The 26,989-nt window shown below is 70.1% G+C and carries 27 protein-coding genes and 1 pseudogene; 3 read left to right on the forward strand and 25 right to left on the reverse strand.

Annotation, left to right across the window (positions count from 1 at the left end):
* From M6444_RS03090 to M6444_RS03100, 3 genes and pseudogenes are all read right to left on the reverse strand, one after another.
* Window positions 1-528 (reverse strand): annotated as a pseudogene (locus M6444_RS03090) (hypothetical protein); the annotation flags it as partial.
* Between the two features lie 113 nt (window positions 529-641).
* Window positions 642-1,613 carry an acetylxylan esterase gene (locus M6444_RS03095; RefSeq protein ID WP_298323031.1) on the reverse strand — a complete coding sequence of 324 codons (972 nt, stop codon included), beginning with the start codon at window positions 1,611-1,613 and terminating at the stop codon, window positions 642-644.
* Window positions 1,614-1,643: 30 nt separating this feature from the next.
* Window positions 1,644-2,582, reverse strand: a complete 939-nt coding sequence (locus tag M6444_RS03100) for an NAD-dependent epimerase/dehydratase family protein (RefSeq protein WP_298323034.1) — start codon at window positions 2,580-2,582, stop codon at window positions 1,644-1,646.
* Window positions 2,583-2,661: 79 nt separating this feature from the next.
* On the opposite strand from M6444_RS03100, the gene M6444_RS03105 reads away from it, so the two are divergent.
* On the forward strand, window positions 2,662-3,582 hold the full coding sequence (locus M6444_RS03105) for an RNA polymerase sigma-70 factor (RefSeq protein ID WP_298323037.1): 921 nt from the start codon (window positions 2,662-2,664) through the stop codon (window positions 3,580-3,582).
* On the opposite strand, the gene M6444_RS03110 is transcribed toward M6444_RS03105, so the two are convergent.
* From M6444_RS03110 to M6444_RS03155, 10 genes are all read right to left on the reverse strand, one after another.
* Window positions 3,542-4,312 carry a type III pantothenate kinase gene (locus tag M6444_RS03110; RefSeq protein ID WP_298323040.1) on the reverse strand — a complete coding sequence of 257 codons (771 nt, stop codon included), beginning with the start codon at window positions 4,310-4,312 and terminating at the stop codon, window positions 3,542-3,544. The genes M6444_RS03105 and M6444_RS03110 overlap by 41 nt on opposite strands.
* Window positions 4,313-4,317: 5 nt before the next feature.
* Complete coding sequence (nadC, locus tag M6444_RS03115; RefSeq protein ID WP_298323043.1) at window positions 4,318-5,214, reverse strand: carboxylating nicotinate-nucleotide diphosphorylase; 897 nt, start codon at window positions 5,212-5,214, stop codon at window positions 4,318-4,320.
* A complete protein-coding gene (locus tag M6444_RS03120) occupies window positions 5,211-6,884 on the reverse strand; it encodes an L-aspartate oxidase (RefSeq protein ID WP_298323045.1) in 1,674 nt (557 codons plus the stop codon). Before M6444_RS03120 ends, nadC begins: the two co-directional genes overlap by 4 nt.
* A gap of 35 nt (window positions 6,885-6,919) precedes the next feature.
* Window positions 6,920-7,774: a pantoate--beta-alanine ligase gene (gene panC / locus M6444_RS03125; RefSeq protein WP_298323047.1), complete on the reverse strand. Its 855-nt coding sequence runs from the start codon at window positions 7,772-7,774 to the stop codon at window positions 6,920-6,922.
* Window positions 7,771-8,796 carry a hypothetical protein gene (locus M6444_RS03130; protein WP_298323050.1) on the reverse strand — a complete coding sequence of 342 codons (1,026 nt, stop codon included), beginning with the start codon at window positions 8,794-8,796 and terminating at the stop codon, window positions 7,771-7,773. Before M6444_RS03130 ends, panC begins: the two co-directional genes overlap by 4 nt.
* On the reverse strand, window positions 8,790-9,476 hold the full coding sequence (locus tag M6444_RS03135) for a hypothetical protein (protein WP_298323053.1): 687 nt from the start codon (window positions 9,474-9,476) through the stop codon (window positions 8,790-8,792). Before M6444_RS03135 ends, M6444_RS03130 begins: the two co-directional genes overlap by 7 nt.
* A gap of 57 nt (window positions 9,477-9,533) precedes the next feature.
* Window positions 9,534-10,433, reverse strand: a complete 900-nt coding sequence (locus M6444_RS03140; RefSeq protein ID WP_298323056.1) for a DUF2520 domain-containing protein — start codon at window positions 10,431-10,433, stop codon at window positions 9,534-9,536.
* A 186-nt stretch (window positions 10,434-10,619) separates the two neighbouring features.
* Entirely contained in the window at window positions 10,620-12,518 is a 1,899-nt protein-coding gene (locus tag M6444_RS03145) for an FtsX-like permease family protein (RefSeq protein WP_298323060.1), read from the reverse strand.
* A 2-nt stretch (window positions 12,519-12,520) separates the two neighbouring features.
* Complete coding sequence (locus M6444_RS03150) at window positions 12,521-13,288, reverse strand: ABC transporter ATP-binding protein (protein ID WP_298323063.1); 768 nt, start codon at window positions 13,286-13,288, stop codon at window positions 12,521-12,523.
* A 42-nt stretch (window positions 13,289-13,330) separates the two neighbouring features.
* Window positions 13,331-14,404 (reverse strand): LacI family DNA-binding transcriptional regulator, encoded by a 1,074-nt coding sequence (locus tag M6444_RS03155; RefSeq protein ID WP_298323066.1) that lies wholly within the window; start codon window positions 14,402-14,404, stop codon window positions 13,331-13,333.
* Window positions 14,405-14,505: 101 nt separating this feature from the next.
* Between M6444_RS03155 and M6444_RS03160 the strand changes: the two genes are divergently transcribed.
* Window positions 14,506-15,711 (forward strand): MFS transporter, encoded by a 1,206-nt coding sequence (locus M6444_RS03160; RefSeq protein WP_298323071.1) that lies wholly within the window; start codon window positions 14,506-14,508, stop codon window positions 15,709-15,711.
* Here the strand turns inward: M6444_RS03160 and M6444_RS03165 are convergent.
* From M6444_RS03165 to M6444_RS03220, 12 genes are all read right to left on the reverse strand, one after another.
* Window positions 15,675-16,358 carry a response regulator transcription factor gene (locus tag M6444_RS03165; RefSeq protein WP_298323075.1) on the reverse strand — a complete coding sequence of 228 codons (684 nt, stop codon included), beginning with the start codon at window positions 16,356-16,358 and terminating at the stop codon, window positions 15,675-15,677. The genes M6444_RS03160 and M6444_RS03165 overlap by 37 nt on opposite strands.
* Window positions 16,348-17,526 carry a histidine kinase gene (locus tag M6444_RS03170; protein WP_298323077.1) on the reverse strand — a complete coding sequence of 393 codons (1,179 nt, stop codon included), beginning with the start codon at window positions 17,524-17,526 and terminating at the stop codon, window positions 16,348-16,350. The genes M6444_RS03165 and M6444_RS03170 overlap by 11 nt, the downstream gene beginning before the upstream one ends.
* Window positions 17,527-17,536: 10 nt before the next feature.
* Window positions 17,537-17,944, reverse strand: a complete 408-nt coding sequence (locus M6444_RS03175; RefSeq protein ID WP_298323080.1) for a hypothetical protein — start codon at window positions 17,942-17,944, stop codon at window positions 17,537-17,539.
* Window positions 17,941-18,306, reverse strand: a complete 366-nt coding sequence (locus M6444_RS03180) for a hypothetical protein (RefSeq protein ID WP_298323082.1) — start codon at window positions 18,304-18,306, stop codon at window positions 17,941-17,943. Before M6444_RS03180 ends, M6444_RS03175 begins: the two co-directional genes overlap by 4 nt.
* A 16-nt stretch (window positions 18,307-18,322) precedes the next feature.
* A complete protein-coding gene (locus tag M6444_RS03185; RefSeq protein WP_363326218.1) occupies window positions 18,323-20,014 on the reverse strand; it encodes a DUF885 domain-containing protein in 1,692 nt (563 codons plus the stop codon).
* 11 nt (window positions 20,015-20,025) lie between these two features.
* Window positions 20,026-20,445: an aspartate 1-decarboxylase gene (gene panD, locus M6444_RS03190; protein ID WP_298323087.1), complete on the reverse strand. Its 420-nt coding sequence runs from the start codon at window positions 20,443-20,445 to the stop codon at window positions 20,026-20,028.
* 2 nt (window positions 20,446-20,447) lie between these two features.
* A complete protein-coding gene (locus M6444_RS03195; protein WP_298323089.1) occupies window positions 20,448-21,869 on the reverse strand; it encodes a PH domain-containing protein in 1,422 nt (473 codons plus the stop codon).
* Complete coding sequence (locus tag M6444_RS03200) at window positions 21,866-22,360, reverse strand: PH domain-containing protein (RefSeq protein WP_298323091.1); 495 nt, start codon at window positions 22,358-22,360, stop codon at window positions 21,866-21,868. The genes M6444_RS03195 and M6444_RS03200 overlap by 4 nt, the downstream gene beginning before the upstream one ends.
* Before the next feature lie 17 nt (window positions 22,361-22,377).
* On the reverse strand, window positions 22,378-22,989 hold the full coding sequence (locus M6444_RS03205; protein WP_363326219.1) for a DUF1684 domain-containing protein: 612 nt from the start codon (window positions 22,987-22,989) through the stop codon (window positions 22,378-22,380).
* Window positions 22,986-23,963, reverse strand: a complete 978-nt coding sequence (locus M6444_RS03210; protein WP_298323094.1) for an ABC transporter substrate-binding protein — start codon at window positions 23,961-23,963, stop codon at window positions 22,986-22,988. The genes M6444_RS03205 and M6444_RS03210 overlap by 4 nt, the downstream gene beginning before the upstream one ends.
* 108 nt (window positions 23,964-24,071) lie before the next feature.
* Window positions 24,072-24,818, reverse strand: a complete 747-nt coding sequence (locus tag M6444_RS03215; protein WP_298323097.1) for an ABC transporter permease — start codon at window positions 24,816-24,818, stop codon at window positions 24,072-24,074.
* Between the two features lies 1 nt (window position 24,819).
* Window positions 24,820-25,521, reverse strand: a complete 702-nt coding sequence (locus M6444_RS03220) for an ABC transporter permease (protein ID WP_298323100.1) — start codon at window positions 25,519-25,521, stop codon at window positions 24,820-24,822.
* A 24-nt stretch (window positions 25,522-25,545) separates the two neighbouring features.
* On the opposite strand from M6444_RS03220, the gene M6444_RS03225 reads away from it, so the two are divergent.
* The gene (locus tag M6444_RS03225; RefSeq protein ID WP_363326220.1) at window positions 25,546-26,700 is read left to right on the forward strand and encodes a betaine/proline/choline family ABC transporter ATP-binding protein; all 1,155 of its coding nucleotides are present in this window, start codon (window positions 25,546-25,548) and stop codon (window positions 26,698-26,700) included.
* The last annotated feature ends 289 nt before the right edge of the window (window positions 26,701-26,989 follow it).

Consider the following 26,989-nt stretch of genomic DNA (forward strand, 5'->3'; position numbering starts at 1 on the left):
CCGAGACAACTCACCCACCACCACCGCCTGCACCGCACGCGCCCACGACCCCAACCGCTGACACGCCCCCACCACCTCACCCAACTCCACATCACCCACCCCCGACAACGACACGCCAGACGGGAAACCAGACCCGGTCACGCCACCACTCGCCCCCGCAGCGGTGGTGAGGCGCTCCAGCGCGTCGGCCAGGTCGGCGCCCGGTGTCACCCCGGCCACCGTCGGATACCGCCGACCCCGCCCGTCAGCGACCATCACCACCGGCACACCCTCATCAGGCGCCACCAGCCACGACCCACCATCAACCGCCGCGACCAGGTCCCGCCACACCCCCGGATCAACCCCATCACCCTCAGCCGGGCCAACACCACCGTCGACCTCGCCGGGCAGACCCACGACCGCGGCATCATCATCCGGGCACCAGGCCGCATCCCGCGCAGCCAAATAGTCAGGAACAGCCGGGACAACCTCCGGACCAGGCAGACACCCACCCGGCCCGTCGTCTTGATCGTCCCAACTGTCGAACATGCCCACACGCTACCAGACACATGTTCGAATCACTACCGTCAAGCTGCAGCCAAGCCATCACAAAACGATCACGAACCCAACGCGACCAGCACAACGACAACCCCAGCCAAGAGTTATCTGCTGAGGAAATCGCGCACCGCAGCAGCCAGCCGGTCGTGCTCTTCTTCCTCACCGGGGTAGGACGCATGACCAGCGGACAGTACGAAAGTCTCGCGCGGCCCGGCGACGGCGTTGTGGACGGCGAACTGTCCCGGAGGCGGCACGGCGCCGTCCCACCGGGCAGGAGCGACCAACATCGGAATCCGCAGCCGGAGCGCAGCGGTGGCGGCGTCGAACAGCCGCAGCACCTCACGAGCCTCCGGATGCGCGGCCACATACCGGCGCACCGACTCCCCACTGCCGGTGCACGGCATCGTCAACCGTAGGTCGTGGTTGCCGAAGCTCGGCACGTACAAGGCGCCGGCCGTGAAGCGCTCGTCCCACGGCAAGGCCAGAGCACCGATGCCCCCACCGAAACTGCCGCCCACATAACCCAGCCGCACAACAGAAGTGGGCAACGCATCGAGCAGGACCGTCGCCGCGCACCAGATGTCAGCAGCGCAACCGCCGTGAACGTAGGTCGACGCCGACTCGATGCCGTGCAGCACGTGTTCGGCTCCGGTGGACGGGATGCCGTCCACCAAGCTGCGCGTTGGCAGCCCGCGGGCCACCGGGAAGATGGCGGCAGCGCCGTCGGGGACGAAGTCCAGGTCGATCGCGCTGCGGCCACCGTAGCCGTGCCCGACCACCACCGCGGTCCGGACCTCGCGGCCGGCCGGCACGACCAGCCACGCACCGATCCGGACGTCTCCCAGCGACGTGAACTCGACGTCGAACACGTCCAGGCCCGGCGGGCCTGGAACCGGCCGGACCGACGCTGCCGGGTCGACCTTCATGGCCGCCCGGTACAGATCGGACCAGAACTCGGCGAAGCCGGCCGGCTCCGGCGGTGCGCCTACCCGTCGCAGGCCGGCTTCGTCGTACCCGTAAGTGGCGTCGAAAGCCTGTGGGCCAAACCATTCGTCGTACGGCGCCGGAACTGCCACGCGGCGATCGTATCGGGCCGGTTTGCCAGATCAGCCGAGCGCGGTTCGGAAGCCTTCACGCCAACTCGAGTACTCCGGCTTCCACCCGAGTTCACGCTTCGCCTTCGCGTTCGACGATCCGCGCAGCGACGTCATCGCGGCCACGCCGAAGCCGCCGAGCATCGGACGCGCCATCCACACCGGCACCCGCCGTGGCGGCTTCGCGCCGATGGCATCGGCGAGAACGGTCACCACGTCGCGGACCGGTGCGGGGTCGTCGTCGACGATGTTGTACACGCCCGGCGCTCCCCTCTCGATCGCCGCGACCGTCGCTCGCGCTGCGTCGTCGATGTGGATCAGCGACCAGATCGCGGCGCCTCCACCGACGATCGGCCACTGCCGCTTTCGGACCATCTCGACGTTCTCGCCGCCGATCCCCAGGCTGGTGCCGGGACCGTAGAAGAAGCCGTAACGCAACGACAACCCCTCGATGCCGGGTGTCGTCGTGATCGTCTGGTCGATGTACTTGATCGCGGCCAGCGACTCGCTCGACTCTCCGGCGGGGGCGGCGGCCAGCGGGTCGTCCTCGGTCTTGACCGATTCGCCGCTGCGCTCGTTGGACCACCCGATGAAGTTCTGGGCCACGAAGCGGCGTGCCCCCGCCGCGAGTGAGGCCGCCAGCAGATGATCCAGCCCTTCGGTGCGCAGCCGGTTGGTCAAGGCGAACGCACGGTCGAAGTGTTTGAAGTCGGTCTTGTCGATGGCGGTGAGTTGATGCACGACGACGTCGGGTGCGGCGGCATCGACCGCCTTCAGCACGGCGTCACGATCCAGCGCGTCGAGGACGGCCGGCTCGGCTCCCGCGGCGCGCAACTCGTCTGCCTTGCTCGCCGACCGGGTCGTGCCGACGACCTCGTGCCCAGCCGCGACCAACAGAGGGACGAGACGGCGACCGATGACGCCGGTGGCTCCGGCCAGAAAGATACGCATGGTGAGATCTCCCTTCTCACCCCGGCCGACGAGACGGCCGGCGCCCCTGTGACATCCGAGCCCGTGGTTGTATTCAGATGTGACCGACCTCGCAGTAGTCCACGACTCGCTGCGGCCGCTGATGTTCTCCATCGCCTACCGCATGCTCGGCAGCGTCGCCGAGGCCGAGGACGTCGTCCAGGACGCATTCGTCCGGATGCACACCGCCGCGAGCACCGGCACGCAGATCGAGTCCCCCGAGGCATTCGCCACCACGGTCACCACTCGACTGGCCATCGACGCCCTGCGCTCCGCGCGCGTCAGGAGAGAACGCTACGTGGGACCGTGGCTCCCCGAGCCATGGCTGACCAGCGGCGACGAGCCTGCGATGCGCGCCGAGACCGCCGACACGCTGTCGTCGGCGTTCCTCGTCGTACTCGAGACGCTCTCACCCCTCGAACGCGCGGTGTTCCTGCTCCGCGAGGTCTTCCAGTACGACTACGAGCAGATCACCCGGATCGTCGAACGCAGCGAGGCCAACTGCCGCCAGCTCATGACGCGCGCCCGCCGCAGTGTCGAGGAGCGCCGGCCCAGATTCGAGCCGTCCCGCGAACAGCGCGATCGGCTGGCCGAAGAGTTCCTGCGCGCCTGCCGTACCGGCGACATCGACGAACTCGAACGCCTGCTGGCTGACGACGTCATGTTCCACGGCGACGGTGGCGGTCAGGCACCGGCCCGGCGCGTTCCGGTCACCGGGTCTCTCCAGGTGGCCCGGTTCCTCGCGGGCCTGGTCCGGTATGGCGATCGGCTGACCGTGCGGTACGAGTTCGTACACGTCAACGGTGCGCCGGGAATCGCGGTGCACACCGATGACGGAGTTGTCGGCGTGATGTCCTTGATCGTGGCCGACAACCGGATTCAGGCGCTGCACAACGTCATCAACCCGGACAAGCTGCAACACCTCGGTCCGGTGGGTGACATCACTGGTGGTTCCGGTCGAACACCAGGCGCAGCCCGATGAGAGTCAGCAACGGCTCGTGTTCGTCGATGGTCGTCGACTCGTCCAGGACCAACGGCGCCAGCCCACCGGTGGCGATGACCGTCAGCCCGTCGAGCCCCACCCCGAGCTCGGCGGCCATCCGGGTGACGATGTTGTCGACCTGACCGCTGAAGCCGTACAGCGCCCCGGACTGCAAGGCCTCGACGGTGTTCTTCGCGATCACCGACCTGGGCCGCACCAGCTCGACCCGCCGTAGCTGCGCGCCTGCCTTGCCCAGAGCCTCCAGCGACACCTCGATCCCCGGAGCGATGGCACCGCCGACGTACTCGCCCCGCGCGGAGACGACGTCGAACGTCGTCGCGGTGCCGAAGTCCACCACGATGCACGGCCGGCCGCCATACAAGTGGGTGGCCGCCAGCGAGTTCACGATGCGGTCGGTGCCGACCTCGCGCGGGTTGTCCATGAGCACCGGGACCCCGGTGCGCACACCCGGTTCCACCAACAACGACGGCACGTCGTCGAAGTAGCGCTGGATCAGCTGGCGCATCTCGCGCTGCACAGCCGGGACCGTGGAGCACACAGCGATGCCGTCGACGTCGTCACCGCCGTCGAACAGCCCGCGCAGGAGCACCATGATCTCGTCCGCCGTCCGGCGTGCCTCAGTGGCCACGCGCCAGTGGCGGGCGATGGTCGTCCCGTCGAGCAGCCCGACGACAGTTTCGGTGTTACCGACGTCGATCGCGAGCAGCATCGTCGTCACTGACCTCCGGCCACGGCCACGACCTCGAGGCCCAGATCCAAGGCACGCACCGAATGCGTCAGCGCGCCGGTGGCCAGGTAATCCACGCCGGTGGCGGCATACGCCGGCGCCTGCTCGACGGTCAGCCCGCCGCTGACTTCCAGCCGCGCTCTGCCGTCCACGGCCTCGACGGCCTCGACCACCTGGTCGACGGTGAAGTTATCCAGCAGGACGAGCTCGGCTCCGGCCTCGACGGCGGCGATCGCGTCCGCGACGTCGTCGACCTCCACCTCGATGGGCAAGTCCGGGTGAGCCGTACGCACGGCCTGGTAGGCCGCGGTGACGCTACCGGCCGCCGCCACATGGTTGTCTTTGATCAGCGCCGACTCCGACAACGTGGAGCGGTGGTTCTGTCCGCCGCCCACCCGCACGGCGTACTTGTCCAGGGGGCGCATCAGCGGCATCGTCTTGCGCGTGTCGCGCACGACCGCGCCGGTACCAGCGATCGCCTCGACCCACCGCCGGGTCGCGGTGGCGATGCCCGACAACCGGCTACCCAGGTTGAGCGCCGTGCGCTCGGCGAGCAGGAGATGCCGCGTACGGGCATGCACGCTCAGGATCTTCGAACCGGCCCCGACGGCGTCCCCGTCGGCGACGTGCCGCTCCAGCTCCACGTCGTCGCCGGCGACCGCGGCGAAAACCGCCTCCATGACCGGCAGTCCGGCGACGATGCCCGCCTCGCGGGTTTCGAGCACGGCACTGGCTCGCTGGTCCGGGGCGATGGTGGCCTGCGACGTGACGTCGGCGCCGCCACCGAGATCTTCCTCCACTGTGGCCCGGATCAGGTCTTCGACGTACAGCGGATCGAGGCCCGCCTCGCGCAAGGCGAGAACGACGGGCTCGGGCACACTCATGCTGACTCCTTCATCGGCTCATATCTCGTCGTCAGGACACCGTCCGCGTCGACGACGCTGACCAAATGGGCGCGCCAGCGTTCGTCATCACGTTCCGGGAAGTCCGCACGCCAATGTCCGCCCCGTGTCTCTTCACGAATTGCGGCATGCCGACCGAGCGTAACGGCCACCGCGTGCAGGTTGGTGGTCTCCCACGAATCCGGCGCCGGTACGACGGTGGAATCCGGCCCGTCGGCCAAAGTCGTCAGGGTCGCGAGCCGCGCGGCCAGTGTCGTGAGTGAGGATTCCGACCGGACGACCCCGGCGCCGGTGGTCATGGCCGACTGGATGAACGGGCGGGCGTCGGCGTCGAGCAGGACCTGGCTGCCGCCGCGGTCGACGGGATCGCCCGGGTGCGCGTCGGCGAGGGTCTCGACGAGGTCGGCAGCGATCCGATGGCCCCACACCAGACCTTCGAGCAGAGAGTTCGACGCCAGCCGGTTGGCGCCGTGCACGCCGGTACACGACACCTCGCCGCAGGCGTAGAGGCCGGGCACCGTGGTCCGTCCCCGCCAGTCGGTGCGGACGCCGCCGCTGGCGTAATGCTGCGCCGGGGCCACCGGAACCAGGTCTCGAGCCGGATCGATACCGAACGAGCGGCAGCGCGCCACGATGGTGGGGAAGCGTTCCTCGACGAACGAGGCGCCCAGATGCCGGGCGTCGAGCCAGACGTGCTCAGCACCGGTCTCGGCCATCGCCGTCACCACGCCCTTGGCGACGACGTCACGCGGAGCGAGCTCGGCGAGGTCGTGCCGGCCGAGCATGAACCGCCGCCCTTCCACGTCGCGCAGCACCGCGCCCTCACCGCGCAGCGCCTCCGAGATCAGCGGCTGCTGTCCCTTCGCCGAGCGGCCGAGCCACAGCACGGTGGGATGGAACTGGACGAACTCCAGGTCGGCCACCTCGGCACCGGCACGCAGCGCCGCGGCCACGCCGTCGCCGGTGGCCACCGACGGGTTGGTGGTCGACGCGTACACCTGCCCGAGCCCGCCCGTCGCGAGCACGACCGCGCGGCCCAGGGCGGCGCCGATGCCGCCGCGGCGGCCCTCGCCGAGCACGTGCAGGCCGACCCCGCAGGCACGCCCGCTGGCATCGGTGAGCACGTCGGTCATCAACGCGTGCTCGTAGACGTCGATCGCGGGGTCTTCGCGTACGGCGTGCAACGCATCGAGCAGGGCACGGGAGATCTCTTTCCCGGTGGCGTCGCCGCCGGAATGAGCGATGCGGTCCTGCCCGTGACCGCCCTCGCGAGTGAGTGCGATGGCGCCGTCGGCGGTGCGTTCGAACTCCGCGCCGAGCGCGGCCAGCTCCCGGACCCGGCGCGGCCCCTCGGTGACCAACGTGCGTACCGCGGCCTCGTCGCACAATCCCACCCCGGCCACCAGCGTGTCCTGTAGATGCTGATCGGGGCTGTCTTCGGGTCCGAGCGCCGCGGCGATACCACCTTGAGCCCAGGCCGTCGCGCTGTCGGAGAGCCGCGTCTTGGTGACCAACAGCACCCGCCCGGCCTTGCGCGCTTCGAGCGCTGCGGTCAGCCCGGCGATGCCGCTGCCGACGACGACGACGTCGGCCGACACCGTCCACCCAGGCTGCTCTGCCGGTAGCTGGCGGGCCACGCGTAGTCCGGTCACGCCGAAGAAGCCTACGCCGCCTCGGACATGGTCCGTCACGCCAGATTGACCGCGACGTTGTCGATGAGCCGGGTGGTTCCCACCCGGGCGGCCACCAACAGCCGGGCCGGCCCGTGCTCGACCTCGGGTTCCAGGTCGGGCCCGCGGAGCTCGAGATAGTCCACCTCGACGCCGGGCTCGGTGTCCAGCTCGGCCCGCGCCGCGGCGAGCACGGCCGCTCGGCCACCGGTCGCAGCATCGGCGCCCGCGGTCAACGCCCGCGACAACACCACGGCTTGGCGGCGCTGCTGCGCGGACAGGTACTGGTTGCGGCTGGACAGCGCGAGCCCATCGGCCTGACGAACCGTGGGGACCGCGACGATCTCGTAGGGCATCTCCAGATCGGTGACCATCCGGCGCACGAGCGTCAACTGCTGGTAGTCCTTCTCACCGAACATCGCAAACGTCGGCACCGTCAGGTTGAGCAGTTTCGCCACCACCGTCAGCACGCCGGCGAAGTGCCCGGGGCGCGAGGCCCCTTCGAGCTCAAGTGCCAACGGGCCCGGATCGATGCTCACCTGCGGTTCGCCGTCGGGGTAGACGTCGCGGACGCCAGGGGCGAACACGACGTCGACCCCCTCGTCGGCACAGACGGCCAGGTCGGCGTCCAACGTGCGTGGATACCGGTCCAGATCTTCGTCCGCGCCGAACTGCAACGGGTTCACGAAGATCGTGACGATCACGGTGCCGTCGGCGCCGACGGTCTCGCGCGCTGCCGAGATGAGCGCCCGATGGCCGTCGTGCAACGCGCCCAGCGTCATGACGACGGCGCTGGCCGTCTCGCTGGCCGAGAGGGCATCGACCAGTTCGTCGCGTGTGCGCGTGACGGCCGGCGCCGTCGCTTGGTTCATTCGGTGACGACTGTCTGCACTTCCGCGACGGGGACGTCGAAGGTCGCCGTCGTGGTCTGCGGGTCGAGGGCGCCCCGGGGCTCGCCGTTGGCGAACCACTCGATGTCCCAGTGGCTCTCGGCGGTCACTCGCGACACCTGTCCCGGCTGGTTCGCGCTGGAGCGTTCGAACACGAGGGCGCAGTCGGTGGACGCCGCGCCCGGGCTCCACTCGACCCCCGTACCGCTACAGGACACCGGCGCGGCGTTCGGCGCGGAGAAGTTCATCGACCCGAGCGTGGCCTCGACCCGCGCGACGTTGTCGCCGGCCTCGGCGTTGATCTCGAGCGCCACCGGGCCGTCGTCGAGCCAGAGCCAGGTGTCGACGTTGACGAACGTGGCGCCGTCGCCGTCGCGCTTCGGGTTCCAGCCGATCTCGGGCTCGGGCAGGGTCATCTCGTCGTAGGCGACCTCGACGAGCACCTCGGGCGGAATCGGCGGCACCGGCGGCGGGTCGCCGGCCTCGACGTAGAAACCTTCGTTCTCGTCGAACCACTCGTCGGAGTAGTCGAAGAACTCGTCGAGGTCGCCGTCGAAGTCACCGCTGTCGCACATGCCTCCCCACCAGTGACCCTCGGTGTCGTCCTTGTACTTCTCGTACCCCTCGTACGGCGGGATGGGCCGGCCTTCGGTGTCGCGGCCGTTGCCGAACTTCTCGACGTGGTCGTAGTACTCCTTGCCCGTCAAGCCCTGGATGTAGCGGCATGGCGGCAGCACGACGACGGTCTCGGGCGGCAGGTCGTAACCGTCGCGGCCTCCGGTGGTGGCGGTTCCCCACACTCGGATGCTCACGGCGCCGTCCTCGACGCCAGGGGTGGAACCGCCGTCATCGTCGTCGTTGCCGCAGCCGCTGATGCCGCACTGCAGCGACTGGTCAGCAGTGGCCGGCGTGACGGCGGCGGTGACACCCACGGAGGCGACCAACGCCGCGGTAGCTCCCAGAACGGTGACGCGCAGCGGCGCCAGGTGTCGTTTCGTCAGCATGATTCGTCCTCGTGCAGTGTGTTTTCGTTCACCATCCACCCAGCACCGCTGTTCCCGATCACGACGTTCATCGGGATCAGCGGGTTCTCTTCGACGCCGTCCGGCGGGCGCTCCTCACCGTCATCGATCAGCGTCATACCCGAGCCGTCGACGCATCCCCCGAGGATGACCACGTTGTCGCCGCTGTTCTCGATGGTCGGCTCGATGACCATCTCGCCGCCATAACGGATGCCGTTCTTCGTCTGGTAATCCAGCGAATCCTTGACGCTCTCGACGATGGACGGGGCCGCGAGGCCTGGCAGCATCTCGCTGAGCTGGGCATCATGGAGCGACTTGCGCCATTGGTGGGCGAACTCGACGTAGGTGGCCAGGGCGGCCTCCTCAGCCGGCGACGACGCCGCAGGCGCCACCACGGTCACACCGGCGTCGGCGAACTCGTGGGTCGTCGGCGTGGCCGCGGCAGTGGGGTCGCCCCCTTCGGATTCCGCCGGGGAGTCGTCCGGCGCTGCAGTGTCCTCCGGCGTGCTGGACGCCGACGCGTCGGCATCGAGTCCGGCGGGTTCATCGTTCCCGCCGCAGCCGGCGAGCAGGACCGACGCAGCGGCCACGGCAATGACCGCGCCGCGGCAGTGGCGCTTGGTCGTCCGTTGCACGTACGTCGCTCCGTGAGTCGAGTGCATCTGTCGATCATCAGTCGCCCCCGCCGCACGATAACATTTCTCGTTGACTAGCCGAAGTCATCGCGGTGGTTCCCGAGGGACGTCGGCGAGCACGTCGAGCAGCGCCTCGGCGTCGCTCGCCTTCAGCCGTCCGGCCGCGAGGGCCCGAGCCGCGCTGCGCCGCGCCAGCGCCACGTAGGCGCCCGTGGCCTCGGGCAACGTCTGGTCGATGTACCGGATGTGGCTGGCGACGGTGCCAGCATCGCCGCGCGCCACGGGCCCGGTGAGCGCGTCGTCCTGCTGGCGCATGCTGTTGTCCAGAGCCGCCGACAGCAGCGGCCCCAGGACCTTGTCCGGTTCGGCCACGTCAGCCACCCGCAACAGGTCCATCGCGTCGTTCACCAGCGTCACCAGGTGATTGGCGCCGTGCGCCAGCGCTGCGTGATACAGCGGCCGGTGTTCCTCGGCGATCCGGACGGGATCGGATCCCATCTCGACCACGAGCGCCTCGGCCACCGGCCACAACGGCTCGGGGGCCGTGACCCCGAAGGTCGCGCCGGCCAGGCGCTGCAGATCCACCGACGTGCCGGTGAACGTCATCGCGGGGTGCAGGGCCAACGGCAGCGCGCCAGCGCGCGTCACGGGGTCGAGCACGCTGATGCCGTACCGGCCGCTGGTGTGCGCGATCAGCTGTCCCGCCCGCACCGCGGCGGTGTTCGCCAACCCGTCGACCAGGGCCGGCAACACGTCGTCGGGCACGGTGAGCAACACCAGCCCCGACCGGGCGAACACCTCGTCGACGCTGACCAGCGGCACCCCGGGCAACAAGGCTCCGGCTCGGGTGCGGCTGGTCAATGAGACTCCGTACCCGGCGACCACGTGGTGCCCTGCCTCGGCCAGGGCGGCGCCGAGGACGGCTCCGACCCGGCCGGTCCCGACCACGCCCACCTCGAGACGGGCCGGACGTTCCTCGCTCACAAACGACAAGGCTAAGCGAAGATCGTGGTCGACGATCCGGTGATCATGAGTCGGTACCGGCGCGATGACGCCGTAGGCGACCCATGATCAGCAGCCAGAGCGCCACAACTGACCCATGATCGTCGACCACGGCCGCTTCACCATCGGCCAACGCAACATCTGACCAACCTCGAACGGCGAACCCGATCATTCCGTTGCCAGCGCGACCACCGGTGACATCCGGGCGGCACGGCGCGCGGGACCGAGTGCGGCCACCGCGCCGAGCGCTCCGGCCACCACGAAGGTCAGCGCTACGTAGCCCCATGGCACCACGAAGATCATCCGCTCCATGCTGAGCACCGCCGCGAACGCGAACCCCACCCCCACGGTGACCCCGGTCAACGCCCCCACGAGCGCGGTCAACACGGCTTCGACACCGAGCAGGCGCATGGTCTGGGCCTTGGTCAGGCCGACCGCCCGCAACACCCCGATCTCGCGCCGCCGTTCGTGCACCGACAGCGAGAGCGTGTTGGCGATCCCGATGACCGCGATGATCACCGCGACACCGAGGATGGCCACGACGACGCTGACGGTCTGGTCGAGGCCGCGGTTCAACCGTTCCTTGGCCTCGACGTGGTTGCGGAGCATGATGTCCGGCCAGGCCTGCAACGTCTCCTCGATGGCAGCGTGCGCGCGCGACGGGGACACGCCGTCGGCGGTGTCCACGGCGAAGTACTCCGGCCCCGACGCCGCCTCCGGCGCCAAGGCCCGGAACGTCGCCGGCGCCAGGACCAAGCCCGTGTGGTACATGGTCCGGGTGTCCACGATGTAGCCGATCGGCAACTCTTGGCCGAAGACGGTCACGGTGTCACCGACGCCGAGCCCGAACTCGTCGGCCGTGCCGCCGTCGATCGCGACGTCACCGGCCGCGATGTCGGCGATGTTTCCGTCGCCGTCCAGCTGGGCGATCTGCGCCCAGCGCTGGAGGTCGGTACCGAGCACCTCCACCGTGCCCACTTCCCCGGTGTCGACGATCGCGGTGTAGAGCTCCACGCTCGCGCCGGTCTCAGGCAGGTCGTCGACGGCGCGGATCGCCTCGTCGGACAGGCCCCCGGGTTCGACCGGACTCAGCACGAAATCGGCCGGTACCCGCGCGTCCAGCACGACACCGACGCTGGCCCGGGCGGACTCGGCGACGGTGACGAAACCGATCACCATGGTCACCCCGATCATCAGCGCCGCTGACGTCGCCGCCGCCCGCCGTGGATGGCGTACCGAGTTCGCCGTCGCCAGCTCCACCGTGGACCGCCCCCGCCCGGCAGCTCGTCCCGCCAGCGCCCCCGTGATGCGCAGCATGGGCGGCACGATCCGGGGCCCGAGCAGCAGGATGCCCAGGAAACACACGGCAGCAGCGAACACGACCACGACGATGCCGGCCCCGAGCCCCACCGACACGCCCAGGCCCAGCCCGGCGACACCGACGGCGATCAACGTGAGCCCGACGCCGGTTTGCCGGCGCCTGGCGCCCGGGCTGTCCACCCCGTCCGGCACCGCGCGTACCGCGGCCAGCGGCGCCACCCTGGTCGCCGCGGCCGCGGGCGCGACCGCGGACCCGACCGTCACGAGCATCCCGACCAGCATCGACGCGACGACGGTGGAGGCTGAGACCACCAACGGCATCGACCCGTGATCGGCGCTGAGTGCCCGCCCGATGCCGGCGGCACTCACCGCGCCCAACGCCAGCCCGGCCGCACTGCCGAGCGCCCCGACCACCGCGGACTCGACCAGCACGCCCGTGCGTACCTGCCGTCGGGTCGCCCCGACCGTACGCAGCAGCGCCAGTTCCCGAGTGCGCTGGGCGACCAGGATGCGGAACGTGTTGGCGATGACGAACGCAGCGACGATCAGCGCCACGGCGCCGAGCATCAACAGCGGGACCTCCAGGTGTTTCGCGTCCGGCATCTCCTGGAGGGAGGCGGCCTGGTTCAGCGAGTCGGCCAGGATCAGGGTTCCGGCGGTGAACCCCACGGACAACACCACGACCACCGTGGTCAGGACGAGCCGCCGTGGGTGCGCGCGTAGCCGCGCCATCGTGATCCCGAACATGGTCAGCCTCCCAACTCGCGCAAGCCGTCGATGACGGTGTCCACGGTCGGTTCGTCGATCTCGCCCGCGACCCGGCCGTCGGCCAGGAGGACGACGCGGTCGGCGTAGGCGGCTGCAGCCGGGTCATGGGTGACCATCACGACGGTGTGGCCCAGGTCGCGGACGCTGGTGCGCAGCAGGTCGAGCACGTCGATGCCCGAGCGGGAGTCGAGGTTCCCGGTCGGCTCGTCGGCGAAGACGACGTCGGGCCGGGTGATCAGGGCGCGGGCGATGGCGGCCCGTTGCTGCTGGCCACCGGAGAGTTCGCTGGGGCGGTGACCGAGGCGGTCCCGTAGGCCGAGGACGTCGACCACCGTGTCGAACCATTCCGGTTCCGGCTGCCGGCCGGCCAGGCGGAGCGGCAGCAGCACGTTCGCCTTCGCGTCCAACGTCGGCAGCAGGTTGAACGCCTGGAAGACGAAGCCGACCCGGTCGCGGCGCAGCAGCGTCAGCGCCGTGTCGTCGAGCCCGCTCAGGTCGGTTCCGCCGAGCACCACGCGCCCGGACGTGGCGGCGTCGAGCCCGGCCAGGCAATGCATGAGCGTGGACTTGCCGGATCCGGACGGGCCCATGATGGCGGTGAACCGCCCGGCGCGGAAGCTGACGTCGACGTGATCGAGCGCGCGCACGGCGGTGTCCCCGGTGCCGTAGATCTTGGTGAGCGCTTCGGCGCGGACGGCGTCCGCGACAGCGCTCGCGGCCTTGGTGTGGCGGTCAGTCGGTATCGTCACGCCGTCCAGCCTCGTCGTGACCGCGGCGCGAGTCGTCAGCCGTCAGTCCGCACCTGTCGTACGACCAAGGTCGTACGGCGGCGCCGAGGTCGACCCGATGTGCACGCGGACCGGCAAGCGGACGTTGTCGGGACGTTCCCCGGCGAGAAAGCGCGTCACCATCTGCCCCGCGGTCCGGCCTTTCTCCGCGCTCGGCTGCACCACCGTGGTCAGCGTGTGCTCGCCCAGCCACGGGGTGTCGATGCCGTCGAATCCGACCACACTGAGATCGGCCGGGACGTCGATGCCCATCGCCGCTGCGGCCCGCATGACCCCGACGGCGAGCAGGTCGCTCTGGGCGACGACGGCGGTCGGCCGCTGCCGGGTGAGCAGCTGCCGGGCCACGCGTTGGCCCTCGTCGATGTCATTCGCGGAGGCTTCGGTGACCTCGACCGGGCCGAAGACGTCTTCGACCGCGGCCAGGCGGTGCCGGCAGTCGGCGAAGCCGATGACCGCCCGCCGGGCGTCGTCGACGGGGCCGCTCCGGCCGTCCAGGCGCAGCGGCAGCGTCACCACGCCCACCCGCCGATGACCCAGCTGGGCCAGATGCCGGGCGAGGTCGAGAGTGCCGCCGTAGTCGTCGACGTCGAGCAATACGAGGTCGGGCCGGTCCGGGCCGTCGACGGCCACAATGGGCACGCCCCGGCTCAGGAACACGTCGAGCAGCGGGTCGTCGTCGGCACCGCAGGTCGCGAACACGACGGCGTCGACGGGCATGCGCGACACCTGTTCCGGCGTGGGCCCGGTGCGGGCCGCGTCGCCGGAGAGGAGAAGCAGACCGGTGCCTTCCGGCGTGAGGGCTTCGGCCAGGCCGTCCAGCAGGGCGGCTGCGACCGGGTCGCGGAAGGCGTAGAGCAGTCGTTCCCCGATCAAGGCCCCGACGATGCCGGAGCGGCCCCGGCGCAACGATCTCGCGATGGGGTCCGGGCCCAGGTAGCCGAGTTCACGCGCGGCGTCCAGGACACGCTCGCGGGTGGCCGCCGCGACGGGCCCGGAGCCGCTGAACGCCAGCGAGGCCGTGGACGGCGACACGCCGGCCCGCGCGGCCACGCCGGCGAGGGTGACGCGCTCACCCATGACGATCTCGCTCCCCAGAATCCGAGTTGCGCCCAGCCTATGACGCAACGGAGAATATCGAAGTTGACTCGAATCGATTCGATCCTTCGCTGAGGACTCTGGTGCCCTACTCCGCCCGCAACGCTGTGGCCATCGTGTTTGCCGTCAACGGCATGGCCATCGCCACCTGGATGTCGCGGATCCCGCACGTGCGCGATCTGCTCGGCATCACCGCCGGCGACCTGGGCCGGATGTTGCTGGCGCTGGCCGTCGGCTCGCTGCTGGCGTTACCGTCCGCGGGGTTCGTCATCAGCAAGATCGGCGCGGCCCGCACCGTGGCCGGCGGATCCGTCATCGTCGGCGTCGGGCTCGTCCTCGCCGGCATCGGCAGCGGCGCGGTCGACAGTGTCCTGCTCACCGCGGCCGGGTTGGCCGCCCTCGGCTTCGGCTCCGGCGGGTGGGACGTCGCGATGAACGTCGAAGGCGCGGCGGTCGAGCGCCTGATCGGGCGGACCATCATGCCGCGGTTCCACGCCGCGTTCAGCTTGGGAACGGTGGTCGGAGCCGGCGTGGGCGCGGGCGCCACCGCGCTGGGCGTCACGGTGGTCGCGCACCTCGTGGCCACCGGTGTGCTGGTCACCGCCACGACCCTGGTGGCCGTGAGAAACTTCCTGCCACGTGCCGTCGAGGCCGACGACGACGTGGAACGGCCCGCGGATGTGTCGGTCTGGACCGCGTGGCGCGAGCCTCGCACGCTGGCCGTCGGCGTCCTGGTGCTGAGCTTCGCCCTGATCGAGGGGATCGCCAACGACTGGCTGGCCCTGGGCCTGGTCGACGGTTACGACGTCAGCAACGCCGTGGGCGCCGGTGGCTTCGCGATCTTCGTGACCGCGATGACGGTCGGGCGGGTGGTCGGCTCCAACCTGATCGATCGATTCGGGCGGCTCTTCGTGCTGCGGCTCACCGGCTCGATGGCCACCGTCGGTGTCCTGCTCGTGGTCTTCGGCTCTGCTCTGCCGATCGCCGCGGTGGGCATCGTGATCTGGGGCCTGGGCGCCTCACTGGGATTCCCGCTGGGGATGAGTGCGGCCTCGGACGACCCCGCCCGCGCAGCGGCCAGAGTCAGCGTCGTCGCATCGATCGGCTACACCGCCTTCCTCGCCGGGCCGCCCGTGCTGGGCTGGCTGGGCGACCACCAGGGTGTCTTGCAAGCGCTCAGCGTCGTCGCGGTCGCCGCCGTCATCGGTCTGCTCGCCTCCCCGGCAGCGCGCAGGGTTCCCGCCCAGACCGCTCAGGCAGACCCCGGCCGGACCAGGCCGGTCTCATAAGCCAACACGACCAACTGCACCCGGTCGCGCAGCCCCACCTTGGCCAGGATGCGCCCGACATGGGTCTTGACGGTCGCCTCGGTGACGAACAGCGCGGCAGCGATCTCTGCGTTGGACCGCCCGCGGGCCACCTCGGCGACGATCTCGTGCTCGCGCTCGGTGAGGCGCTCCCAGGTCGACGACGCGGCTAGCGCATCGTCGGGAAGGTGCGTGGCGAACCGCTCCAGCAGCCGCCGCGTCGTGCTCGGAGCCACGACGGCGTCCCCGGAGTGCACCGACCGGATCGCGTCGAGCAGCGTCGGTGGCGGTACGTCCTTCAGCAGAAACCCGCTCGCGCCGGCTTTGATCGCAGCGAACGCGTACTCGTCCAAGTCGAACGTGGTGAGGACGACGACCTTCGGCGCCTGGGCACGCTGGCGCAGCCGGCGGGTGGCCGCCACGCCGTCGAGCACGGGCATCCGCACGTCCATCAGGACGACATCGGCCGAGGTCGCCGCCAGCGCGTGCACGGCTTCGTCGCCGTCGCCGGCCTCGCCGACCACCTCCATGTCGGGCTGGGACTCGATCACCATCCGGAACCCGGCCCGAACGAGCTGCTGATCGTCGACCAAGAACACCTTGACCGGCACCGCGCCCTCACTTCCCATCGTCGTACGGCATGGTCAGCCGGATTCGCCATCCGCCCTCGGGGCCTGGCCCGGCCATGACCTCGCCACCGAAGGCCTCGACACGTTCGCGCATGCCGATCAGGCCGTGCCCCGGACCGCCAGCGGACGACGACGCCGACGCGCCGGGGCCGTCGTCGGACACCTCGACCGTGAGCCGTTCGGCATCGTAGGCCAGCCGAACCCGGCTGCGGGCGTGCGGTCCGGCGTGCTTGAGCGTGTTCGTCAGTCCTTCCTGAATCGCTCGGTACACCGCCAGCGACGCCCCGGCCCCGAGAGCCCGCGGTTCGCCGTCTACGCCGAAGTCGACGTCGAGCCCGGCCTTGCGGACCGAGGCGATCAGGTCAGGCAGCAGGACGAGGCCGGGCTGCGGGCCCAACTCACCGGAATCCTCCGGTGCGCGCAACACGCCCAGCAGCCGCCGCATGTCGGCCAGCGCCCCACGTCCGGTGTCGCCGATGGTCTCGAGCACCTGCAGGGCGGCTTTCGGGTCCTGCTCGGCGGCATAGCGCCCGCCGTCGGCCTGGACGACGATCACCGACAGATTGTGGGCCACGACGTCATGCATCTCACGCGCGATCCGCGCCCGCTCGTCCGCGACGGCGATCTTGGCCTGCTGGTCACGTTCGCGTTCGGCCTGCTGAGCCCGGTTGACCAGTTCGGCGACGTAGGCCTGGCGAACCCTGCGCACGTCACCGAGCGCCCACGCCCCCACCACGAATGCGCTGAGGGCGACGACACTGAACACGATCGATTTCAGGTCCGAGTACGGCGCGATGTAACGCGCTCCCGCCAGCGCCGCGCCGAGCAGGCCGACGCCCAGTCCGGCGCGGCTGGCCCACTGGGGCCCGTACGCACTGATCGAGTAGAAGGCCAGGAGCAACAAGGCGTTGGCCGGCGTCAGATCGATTCCCGCGGCCCATTGCACGCACGCGCACCCGGCGGCCACCGCGAAGGACGCGACCGGTCGTACCCGGCGGAACACCAGCCCGAGAGCAGTGACGGTCGCGAGGATGACGTGAGCCGTGCCGTCGGCGTACCGGTACCCGGACGGCACGCCCACCATGAGGAACAACAGCGCGGCCAGCGCGGTGTCGGGCACGAGCGGATGCGCGCGGATCCACGCGTACAGCCGGTCCCTACGTCTCACGCGAGGCAGGCTAGCGGTTGGCCCGCCATCGGCGCCGCAGCCACCACAGGCCGAGAACCGGTAGCACCAGCGGGACGAAGCCGTAGCCGCGTCCGTACATCGACCAGACCGTGTCGTCCGGGAAGTCGCCGGGATCGACGACGGTGACCGTGCCCACCACCAGCACGCCGACCAGCTCGACCGAGCACGCCACCAGCGCCACCCGCAGCGAGGTCGCATCGTCTCTGGCCAGCGCGACGGTCGCGACGATGTACACCACCGCCGCGAACGCCGACAGCAGGTACGCCAACGGTGCCTCGTCGAACTTCGTCGCGATCTGCACCCCGGCCCGGGCGCTGGCCGCCAGCGCGAACACGGCATAGACGGCCACCAGCAACCGACCCGGCCCGCTGGCGCGGTGCGCCGCCTGCTCGCTCACGCCGCGCCTGCCGACCAGATCTGGTCCAGCCGGACCACCAGTACCGGGATCACCAACGCCGCCACCACCAGCACGGCCGAACCCCACCGGGTCTTCTCGGCCAAGGCCCAGAACAACCCGAGCGGAAGCACCACCACGACCGTGAGCAGGTAGCCGATGAACGTGGCGGTCTCGTCCGGAGCACCGTCGACGAACATCATCACGATCGCGATCACGACCTGCAGCAGGATCAGGATCTCGACGACTCCGGCGCCGATGACGTACGGCTCGCGCGGCGGGCGGCCGGTGACCACGGCGACCAGCGCCCATGCGGCGTAGGCGAGCGAGGCGACGATGACGGCGTAGTTGAGGACGGTGATCAACGCTGCGCTCCGGGTGTCACGGCAGGCGAGCCAGTTCGTCGGAGAGGTCGTCGAGCCCGAGCGAACCCAGCGACAGCGCAGCCATGTGCCACGCCTTGAGGTCGAAAGCATCACCCTGCGCGGCTCGGGCCGCCTCGCGTCCGGCCAGCCAGGCTCGCTCGCCCAGTTTGTAACTGATGGCCTGGCCGGGTGCGCCCAGGTAGCGCACCAGCTCGGAGTCGATGAACGCCTGATCACGGCCGCTGTGCGCGGCGAAGAACTCCCGGGCGAGCTCCGGGCTCCACACCTCGCCGGGGTGGAAGTGCTCGGTCCGCGGGATACGCAGCTTCAGGTGCATCCCGATGTCGATGATCACCCGGATGGCCCGCATCATCTGCGCGTCGAGGTAGCCGAGGCGGCGCGCCGGGTCGGTCAGGTATCCCAGTTCGTCCATCAGCCGCTCGGCGTACAACGCCCAGCCCTCGGTGTTGGCGCTCACCGAGCCGATGCTGACCTGGTAGCGCGACAGTTGGTCGGCCAGGTGCGCCCACTGCGCCAGTTGCAGGTGATGACCCGGAACGCCTTCGTGATACCAGGTACTCACCAGGTTCCAGGTGGGGAACCGTTCAGCGCCGAGAGTCGGTAACCACGTGCGTCCTGGCCGGGTGAAATCCAGCGACGGGCGGCTGTAATAGGGTGCTGCGGCGCCGCCGGGCGGGGCGATCCGGGCCTCCACGGTCTTGACCCGGTCGGCCAGGTCGAAGTGCGTGCCGTCCAGGTCGGCCATCGCCTCGTCCATCAGCCGCTGCAGCCAGTCCCGGACCTCCTCGACGCCGTCGATCGCCGCACCGTGTTCGTCGAGGTAACCCATGACGGCCGACGGGGTGTGCCCGGGCCGGACCGCCTCGGCAGCCACGCGCATCTCCTCGCTCAGCCGCCGGTACTCCTCCCACCCGTAGGCGTAGGCGTCTTCGAGGTCGAGTGCGGAGCCGGTCCAGCGACGCGCGGCCAGGGCGTACCGCTCGCGCCCGACGGCGTCCGGAGTGTCGGCCACCGCGGGCAGGTACGACGTCACCAGATACTGCCGCAGCTCGGCGAACCCACGGCCGGCCTCACGCGCGGCCGCGGTCAGCTCATCGCGGCGATCGGCCGGCCCGTCCGCCACGAACGAGACGAACCAGTCCGCGTCCAGCCATGCGTCGATCTGCCCGACCACCGTTTCGACCTGCCGGGGCGCCGCGTGCAGTCCCTGCCCAACGCCGGCTTCCAGTGCGGCCCGGTAGCTGCCGGCGGCCTCGGGCACGCGCCGCAGCCGCCGGCCGATCACGTCCCAGTCCTGCGGCGCGGCGGTCGGCATTTGCAGGAACACCAGTCGCAGCGCCTGCACCGGAGAGAACAGGTTGTTGACCTGGCGCAGGTACTCACCGGAGTCGTGCAGGGCCAGTGACGTCGTCAGCCGTTCGCGCAGCAGGCGGGCCGCGCGGCGCTCGGTCGGTGCCAAGTCGGGGGCCTTCTCGGCGGCATCGAGATCGGCCAGCGTGGACCGTTCGGCCGCGGCGATCGCCTCGAGGCCCTCGGGACCGAAGTCGGGCAGGGCGTCGACACCAGGGCGGATACCCAGCTGCGTGCCGACGATGGGATTGAGGTCGGCGAGGGTCTCGACGTGTGCGTCAGCGACTTGACGGGGTGTGAGCGAGGTGTCGTTCGGCACCGCCCCATCCTGCCGCATGGTCGCCGGCGTCAGGCGGCCGGGATGTCGCCGCGGAGCTGCCCCAGCGCGCCCGGCGCGGGCTCGGCCCGGTCCTGCCCCACGCCGACGATGTGGTTCGCCGTGTCGACATGCACGACGCGCGGCGTCAACGACCGCGCCTCGGCGTCGTCGAACACGCCGTAGCTGATGAGGATCACCAGGTCGCCGGGCTGGACGAGCCGGGCCGCGGCACCATTGATGCCGATGACCCCTGAGCCCCGCTCACCGGCGATGACGTAGGTGGTCAGCCGCGCGCCGTTGGTGATGTCGACGATGTCGACCTGTTCGCCGGGCAGCAGATCTGCCGCGTCGAGGAGGTCTTCGTCGACGGTGACCGAACCCACGTAGTGCAAGTCGGCATGCGTCACCGTGGCCCGGTGGATCTTGCTCTTCATCATGGTGCGGTACACGTCTACTCCTGGTCTCGCTCGATCGATGCGGCCGGCTGACCGTCACCGTCGGCGTCACCGTCGGGACTCGCGGAATCCGGGGGAACCGAGCGCCGCGACATCCATTGTTCTGGAATATCGGCCTTGCGCGCCAGTCGGGCCCGCTCGGCCTGCTCTTCGACGATGGTGCGCGCCTCAGTGGCGAACCGGTGGCGGATCACCGCGTCGACCGGGCCGGGCGTGGTGTCCACCCGCACCGTCGCCAGACCGAGGCGTCGTTGCACCGGCCCCTGAGTCACCCGCACGCTCTGCGTCTTGGCGTGCGGCACGACGGTGACGTTGCGGTAGAGAATCCCCTCGCGCACGACCACGACGTGCTCGTCGAACCCGTACGCCAGCCGCTTCCAGCCCACTGGGCGCAGATACCGGGCCCGGCGCGGCGCCGGCTCGGTCGGTACGGCCAGCGGGTCGGCACCCGGCACGACGTACCGCAGCACCGCAGCCGCCTCGTCGTACGTCGCCACCGGCAACAGCGTGGAGGTGCGCCCGACGTCCTCGGTCGAGTCACCCGCGTACCCCGCGACGTCCACGTCCAGCTTCACCCAGCCCTTCCACCGCCATAACAACGGCTGGCGCATCGCTACTCCCTGGACGCGCCCCGGCGGCACGGTCTGGTGCTGGGTATCCAGCAACCCCTTACGGATGCGATACCCGTCCGGCGACTCGGCGAGGACGAACCCGAAGTTGCGGCCGAGCTGATTCCACAGCGCCACCCCGATCGCGATCATGCCGGGCAGGACCGACCACGACACGCTCACGATGGCACGCCGGTCCGGCACGATCGCGAACGCGACCGCCATACCGACCAGCATCAGCACACCGAAGGCGAACGTGCTGGACAGCACGGTCGACCACACCAGCCGGTCGAGCGGCACCTCGTGCACCACCCGCTCCGGCGCCTCCGGGGTGTCGGCATCGATACCGGCTGCGCGGGCGAGCAGCTCGGCCCGCAACCGGATGGCGTCGTCGACGGCCAGGTACTGCAGCGGCGCCTCGGCCTTGCCTCCGCCGGCCACTTCGAGGCGAAGTTCGGAAACCCCGAGCAGCCGCCCGGCGAGCGGACGGTTGATGTCGACAGCCTGCAGCCGGTCCAGCCGTACACGCCGCGACCTTCGATTCAGGACACCGGAGTCGATACGCAACGCATCACCGTCGAACCCGTACCGGGTGAACCACCACGACACCAGCCCGGTGATCATGCCCAACACCGCGATTCCCACGACGGTGAGACCGAAGCGACCCATGTCGCCCGAGCGCAGCGCATCCTGCCCGCCGAAGCCGATCGCCGCTGCCAGGAACGCCCAGCCGCGCAGCAGGGGGGTCAGCGGATGCAGCCGCTTGAAGTGCGCGGGCGTTCCGCCGGGATCCCGGGAGACGTCGGTCACAATCCGGCCGCCTGCGCCTCACCCAGCTCGGACAGCCGATCACGTAGCCGAGCGGCTTCGGCCGTCGGCAGGCCGGGAATCTTGGCATCCGTGGCCGGCGAAGCCGTGTGCAACTGGACGGTCGCCAACCCGTACCGCCGTTCCAGCGGACCGGAGGCGACGTCGACGTACTGCATCCGCCCGTACGGCACGACGGTGAGCTGCCGGTACATCACCCCTCGGGTGACCAAGAGGTCGTCTAGCCGCTCGGCGTAGCCCCAGGCGCGCCAGTTGCGCGGGATGAGCCACAGCCCGAACGCGAGACCGGCCAGACCCGCCGCGATGGCCGCGGCCACGCCCCAGCCGCCGAGCAGGATCCCCAACCCGACCGCCAACGCTGCGGTGAGCGGCGTCAACGTCACGACGAGGACGAGCCGGCGCAGGTCGACGAGCTTGTGCGACACCTGCTGCCAGGCCTCCCCGGGAGGGGCGAAAAGCGAGTCCTGGTCCACGGGATCCGAGGCTACCGCTACCGACGCTCGGGCGTGGGAGGCAGGAGTTCACCAGCAGACACGTCGGTGGCCAGGGTGTTGCCGGGCGGCGCGAGCGGGCAGGCCCAGGCGGAGTCATAGGCGCACGACGGGTTGTAGGCGAAGTTGAGATCGACGACGAGGCCGTCGGCCGGGGTGCCGCCGAGGTCGGCGCCCTTGACGGTGTCGATCAGGTAGCGCCCGCCGCCGTAGGTGGCCCGCCCCGCGGAGGCGTCCTTGAGGGGGACGAACACGCCGCCGCCGTAGGAGTCGAGCCACCAGACGTCGAGGTCGCCGACCGGCAGGTGCAGCCGGCCCACCCGCTCGAACGGCACCAGTCCGTCCGTGGCCGTCTGGACCTCCAGCCGGTGCGGGTCGACGTCGGTGTCGACCGGCGCGACGAACCGCAGCGACGGGTCGTACGGAGCATGCCGCAACCCGGCCCTGACGCCGTCGACGGCCGGTACCGGCGACGCCGGGTGGGTGCGGAACAGCTCGTCGCGCTCGGCCACCCACGCGGCGTGTGCCTGCGCCGGGTCCGTCTCGGCCCGGACCCGCGCGTAGAGCGCGTGGACCCGGCGGCGCCAGTCGAGGACGTCGAGTGCGCTCAGAGCAGTCCCTTCTCCTCGAGGTAGGCGACGGCGACGTCCGCCGGCTGCTGCCGCTCGGCGTCGACCTGCGCGTTCAAGGCGGCGAGGTCTTCGGTGGTCAACGTCTCGGTCAGCGGCTGCAGCGCCTCGGCGACGGCATCATCGCCGGCAGTGTCGGTATTCACCACCGGCACGAGGTTGTCGGCCAGCTGCAACTGCTGATCGTCCTCGAGGAGGACCAGCCCGAACTGCTCGAGAGTGCCGTCGGTGGTGCCGACCAGCCCCAGCTGCGCGTCGCCGCGCTGAACCGCCTGCTTGGTCTGCGTCGTGCTGAACCCGAGCGCGAGCGGCGGATCCACGATGTCGATGCCGTACACCTCTTCCAGCCCTGGCTCACAGAACGGCCGGTCGGGGCATTCCTCGACCGCAGCCAGGGTGATGGGCTCGCCGAGCTCACCGAGGTCGGACAGCGTGGTCAGATCGTTCTGATCGGCGAACTCCTGCGACACGGCGAAGGCGTTCTGGCTGGCCGCTTCGGCGGGTTCGAGGATGTCCAAGCCGATCTCTTCGGCCAGCGGCCGGGCCGCGTCGACGGTCTCTTGCGCATCGGTCGTGGCGATCGGCGAGTCCTGCGGCGCGTCGGCACCGTTGATCTGCGCGTTGACGAACTCGGCGAACGTGGCCGCGTACTCCGGCACGATGTCGATCTCGCCGCTTTCGACCGCCGGCAAGTAGATCTCCCGGTTGTCGACGGCCTGAATGTCGACGGTGAATCCGGCATCCTCGAGCAGCGCGGCGTACATCTCCTTCATGATGTTCATCTCGGTGAAGTTCGCGCCGCCGACGGTCAGCTCACCCGAGGCTTCGGCGGCCGTGTCGCCGTCACCGCCGTCACCGCCCTCGTCGAACACGTCGTCGCTGTCACCGCACGCCGCGAGCGTCATCATCAAGCCCACACCGGCCACCGTGGCCGCGAGCATTCGTCGTTTGATCATCTATCTGGCACCGCCTTCCGGGGTGTTCACCTTCTGTGTCCCGTGGCGGCCTGCGGGCCACCACGCGTGTCCGGCGAGCACCGGCAGCGCCCGCGTTCGACCAGTCAACTACGAAGCACCGACAGCCTCTTCCCGCGAAGCGAGGGTTTCCGGGTCACGATCGCGTCTCGATGTCGCGGAGGCCGATCGCCGGCGCGCCCGGCGGACCGGATCGGCCGCCCGTTGCGCCCACTCCATCAGTCCCTCGACGACGAGCGCGAGGACCGCGACGAGGATGGCGCCGGCCACGATCTGCGGCAGGTCTTGACGGCCGAAGCCGCTGGTGATGATGCGCCCCAGGCCAGGCCCGCTGACGAACGCCGCGAGGGTCGCCGTGGCGACCACCTGGACCGCGGCCAACCGCACACCGGTCATGATCAGCGGTACCGCCAGCGGCAGCTCGACCTTGCGCACGACCTGCCACGCGCTCATCCCCATCCCCAGCGCGGCGTTGCGGGCATCGGGATCGACTTCACGCATGCCGACGTAGGTGTTGGTGAGGATCGGCGGGACGGCGAAGAGCACCAGCGCGATGATGGTCGTCCACACCGACAAGCCCAGTGGGGTCAGGAACAGCAGCACCAGGATGGCGAACGTGGGCACCGCCCGACCCACGTTGCTGATGTTGATGGCCAGCGTGCCGCCACGCCCGACATGACCCAACCACAGCCCGATCGGCAACGCGACCGCACACGCCAGGGCTAGCGCCACCACCGTGACCAGCAGGTGCTCGCCCAGCCGTGTCGGTATGCCCGCCGGGCCCTGCCAGTTCGCCCCATCGCCGAACCAGCCGAACGCGTCGATCAGCGCACCCATGTCAGCTCACCTCTCGTCGCCACGGCGTGCGCCAGCGTTGCAGGCCCACCAGCACCAGATCGGCGACCAGCGCGAGCACCACGCACAGCACCGACGCAGTGAGTACCTCGGCTTTGAAGTTGCTGTCGAGCCCGCGGTCGATCAGATTGCCGAGACCGCCGTGCCCGACGATCATCCCGATGGTGGTCATCGCCACTGTCGACACCGTGGCCACCCGCAAGGCCGCATAGATGGCCGGCATCGCCAGCGGCAGCTCGACCTTGCGCAGCAGGCGTAGCCCGTCGTATCCCATCCCGACCGCCGCCTCGCGGACCTCGGGAGGAACCCCTTCCAGCCCGGTGAGAATCCCGCGGACCAGGATGGTCAACGAGTACAAGACGAGACCGACGATCACCGTCGTCACCGTCAACTTGGTGATCGGCAACAACAGGCTGAACATGACCAGCGACGGGATCGTGTAGAGCACCGTCGACGTGCCGACGATCGTGCCGCGCAACCGGGGCCACCGCCGCGCCAGCACCGCCAGGAGCAGCGCCAGGACGAATCCACCGAGTACCGAGACCGCGGTGATTCCGACGTGCTCGACGAGCGCGTCGACGATGTCGGACGAGCGGGTGCGGACATACTCCGGGCAGACCCAGTCGTTGCGAACGAGGCAATCGTCGGACAGGGTTGCGGTATGAGTGGGCCCGCGGAACGCCATTCGCACGACAGTACCGAAGAGCTGATGATTCGTCTCGAAGGCGTATCCAAGACCTACCCGGACGGCACGACGGCCGTACACGAGCTGTCCCTCGACGTACGCCGCGGCGAGCTGGTGGTCCTCGTCGGCCCGTCGGGGTGCGGCAAGACCACGACGATGAAGATGGTCAATCGCCTGGTCGAGCCGACCGGCGGACGGATCTTCGTCGACGGTCGCGACGTCACGAATGTCGACCCGGTGGAGTTGCGCCGCGGCATCGGCTACGTCATCCAGAACGTCGGCCTGTTCCCCCACCGCAGCATCGAGGACAACGTGGCCGTTGTGCCCGAGCTGATCGGCTGGTCGGGCCGGCGTTGCCGCGAGCGCGCCCGCGAGCTGCTGGAACTGGTGGGCCTCGACCCGGCCGTCCACGGCGGGCGGTACCCGCACGAACTGTCCGGCGGACAACGCCAGCGCGTCGGGGTGGCGCGGGCGCTGGCGGCCGACCCGCCGGTCCTGCTGATGGACGAACCGTTCAGCGCGGTCGACCCCGTCGTCCGCTCGCAACTGCAGGACGAGTTCTTGCGATTACAGGACGATGTGCGCAAGACGATCCTGTTCGTCACCCACGACATCGAGGAGGCGGTACGGCTCGGTCACCGGATCGCGGTGTTCAAACAAGGCGGGCTGCTCGAGCAGTTCGACAGTCCGGCCGCGATCCTGGGCGCCCCCGCCACCGATTTCGTCGCCGACTTCGTCGGTGCCGATCGCGGGCTGAAGCGGCTGTCGGTGACCCCGGTCACGAAGGCCGACCTGGAGCACCCTCCGGTGGTTCACCTCGACGACACGCTGGCCGAAGCCGGCTCGGCGATGCAGCCGTCGCGGTGGGCGGTCGTCCTCGACACCGAAGGCCGCCTGGCCGGCTGGGTCGGTCAGGAGATGACCTCGGCGCCGGGACGCGTGCGCGACCAGGCCCGCCGGATGGAGGCCTGGGTCGCCCTCGACGACAGCCTCAAGGTCGCCTTCGCCGAGATGTTGCAGTGGAACGCCGGCTGGATCGCCGTGCTGGACGACGACGACCGCTACCTGGGCGTGCTCACCCCCTCGACCCTGCACGCCGCACTGCGACGCTCCGTCGAGGCCGACGCCCAGGACGTCACACCCGCCGAGGTCGTCCTCGAAACCGTCCAGAACGCCTGAACTCACGGTCGCTACCGCAGTCGCCTCATGATCGTCGCTGCGAGGTGATCATGAGGCGCCAGCGGCGTGGCTCGGGCGCTCCGGGCGGAGATCATGCGGCGGCTACGGCGCTATCGCGCCGCCAGGTGCTCATGATCGGCTGTCGTTGATCGAGATGACTGTCGCAGCCGGGTTAGCTGTCGGCGGCGGCCTCACCGGCACGCCCTGAGCACCCTGAAACACGCCCTGCCGGTTGCCCTCGGTTGCCCTCGGGGACGAGTGCTTGGCCGGGCAATCGCGCCGTCTCTAC

It is taken from the genome of Haloactinopolyspora sp. (assembly GCF_027324685.1).
In the GTDB taxonomy this organism is placed as follows: Bacteria; Actinomycetota; Actinomycetes; order Jiangellales; family Jiangellaceae; genus Haloactinopolyspora.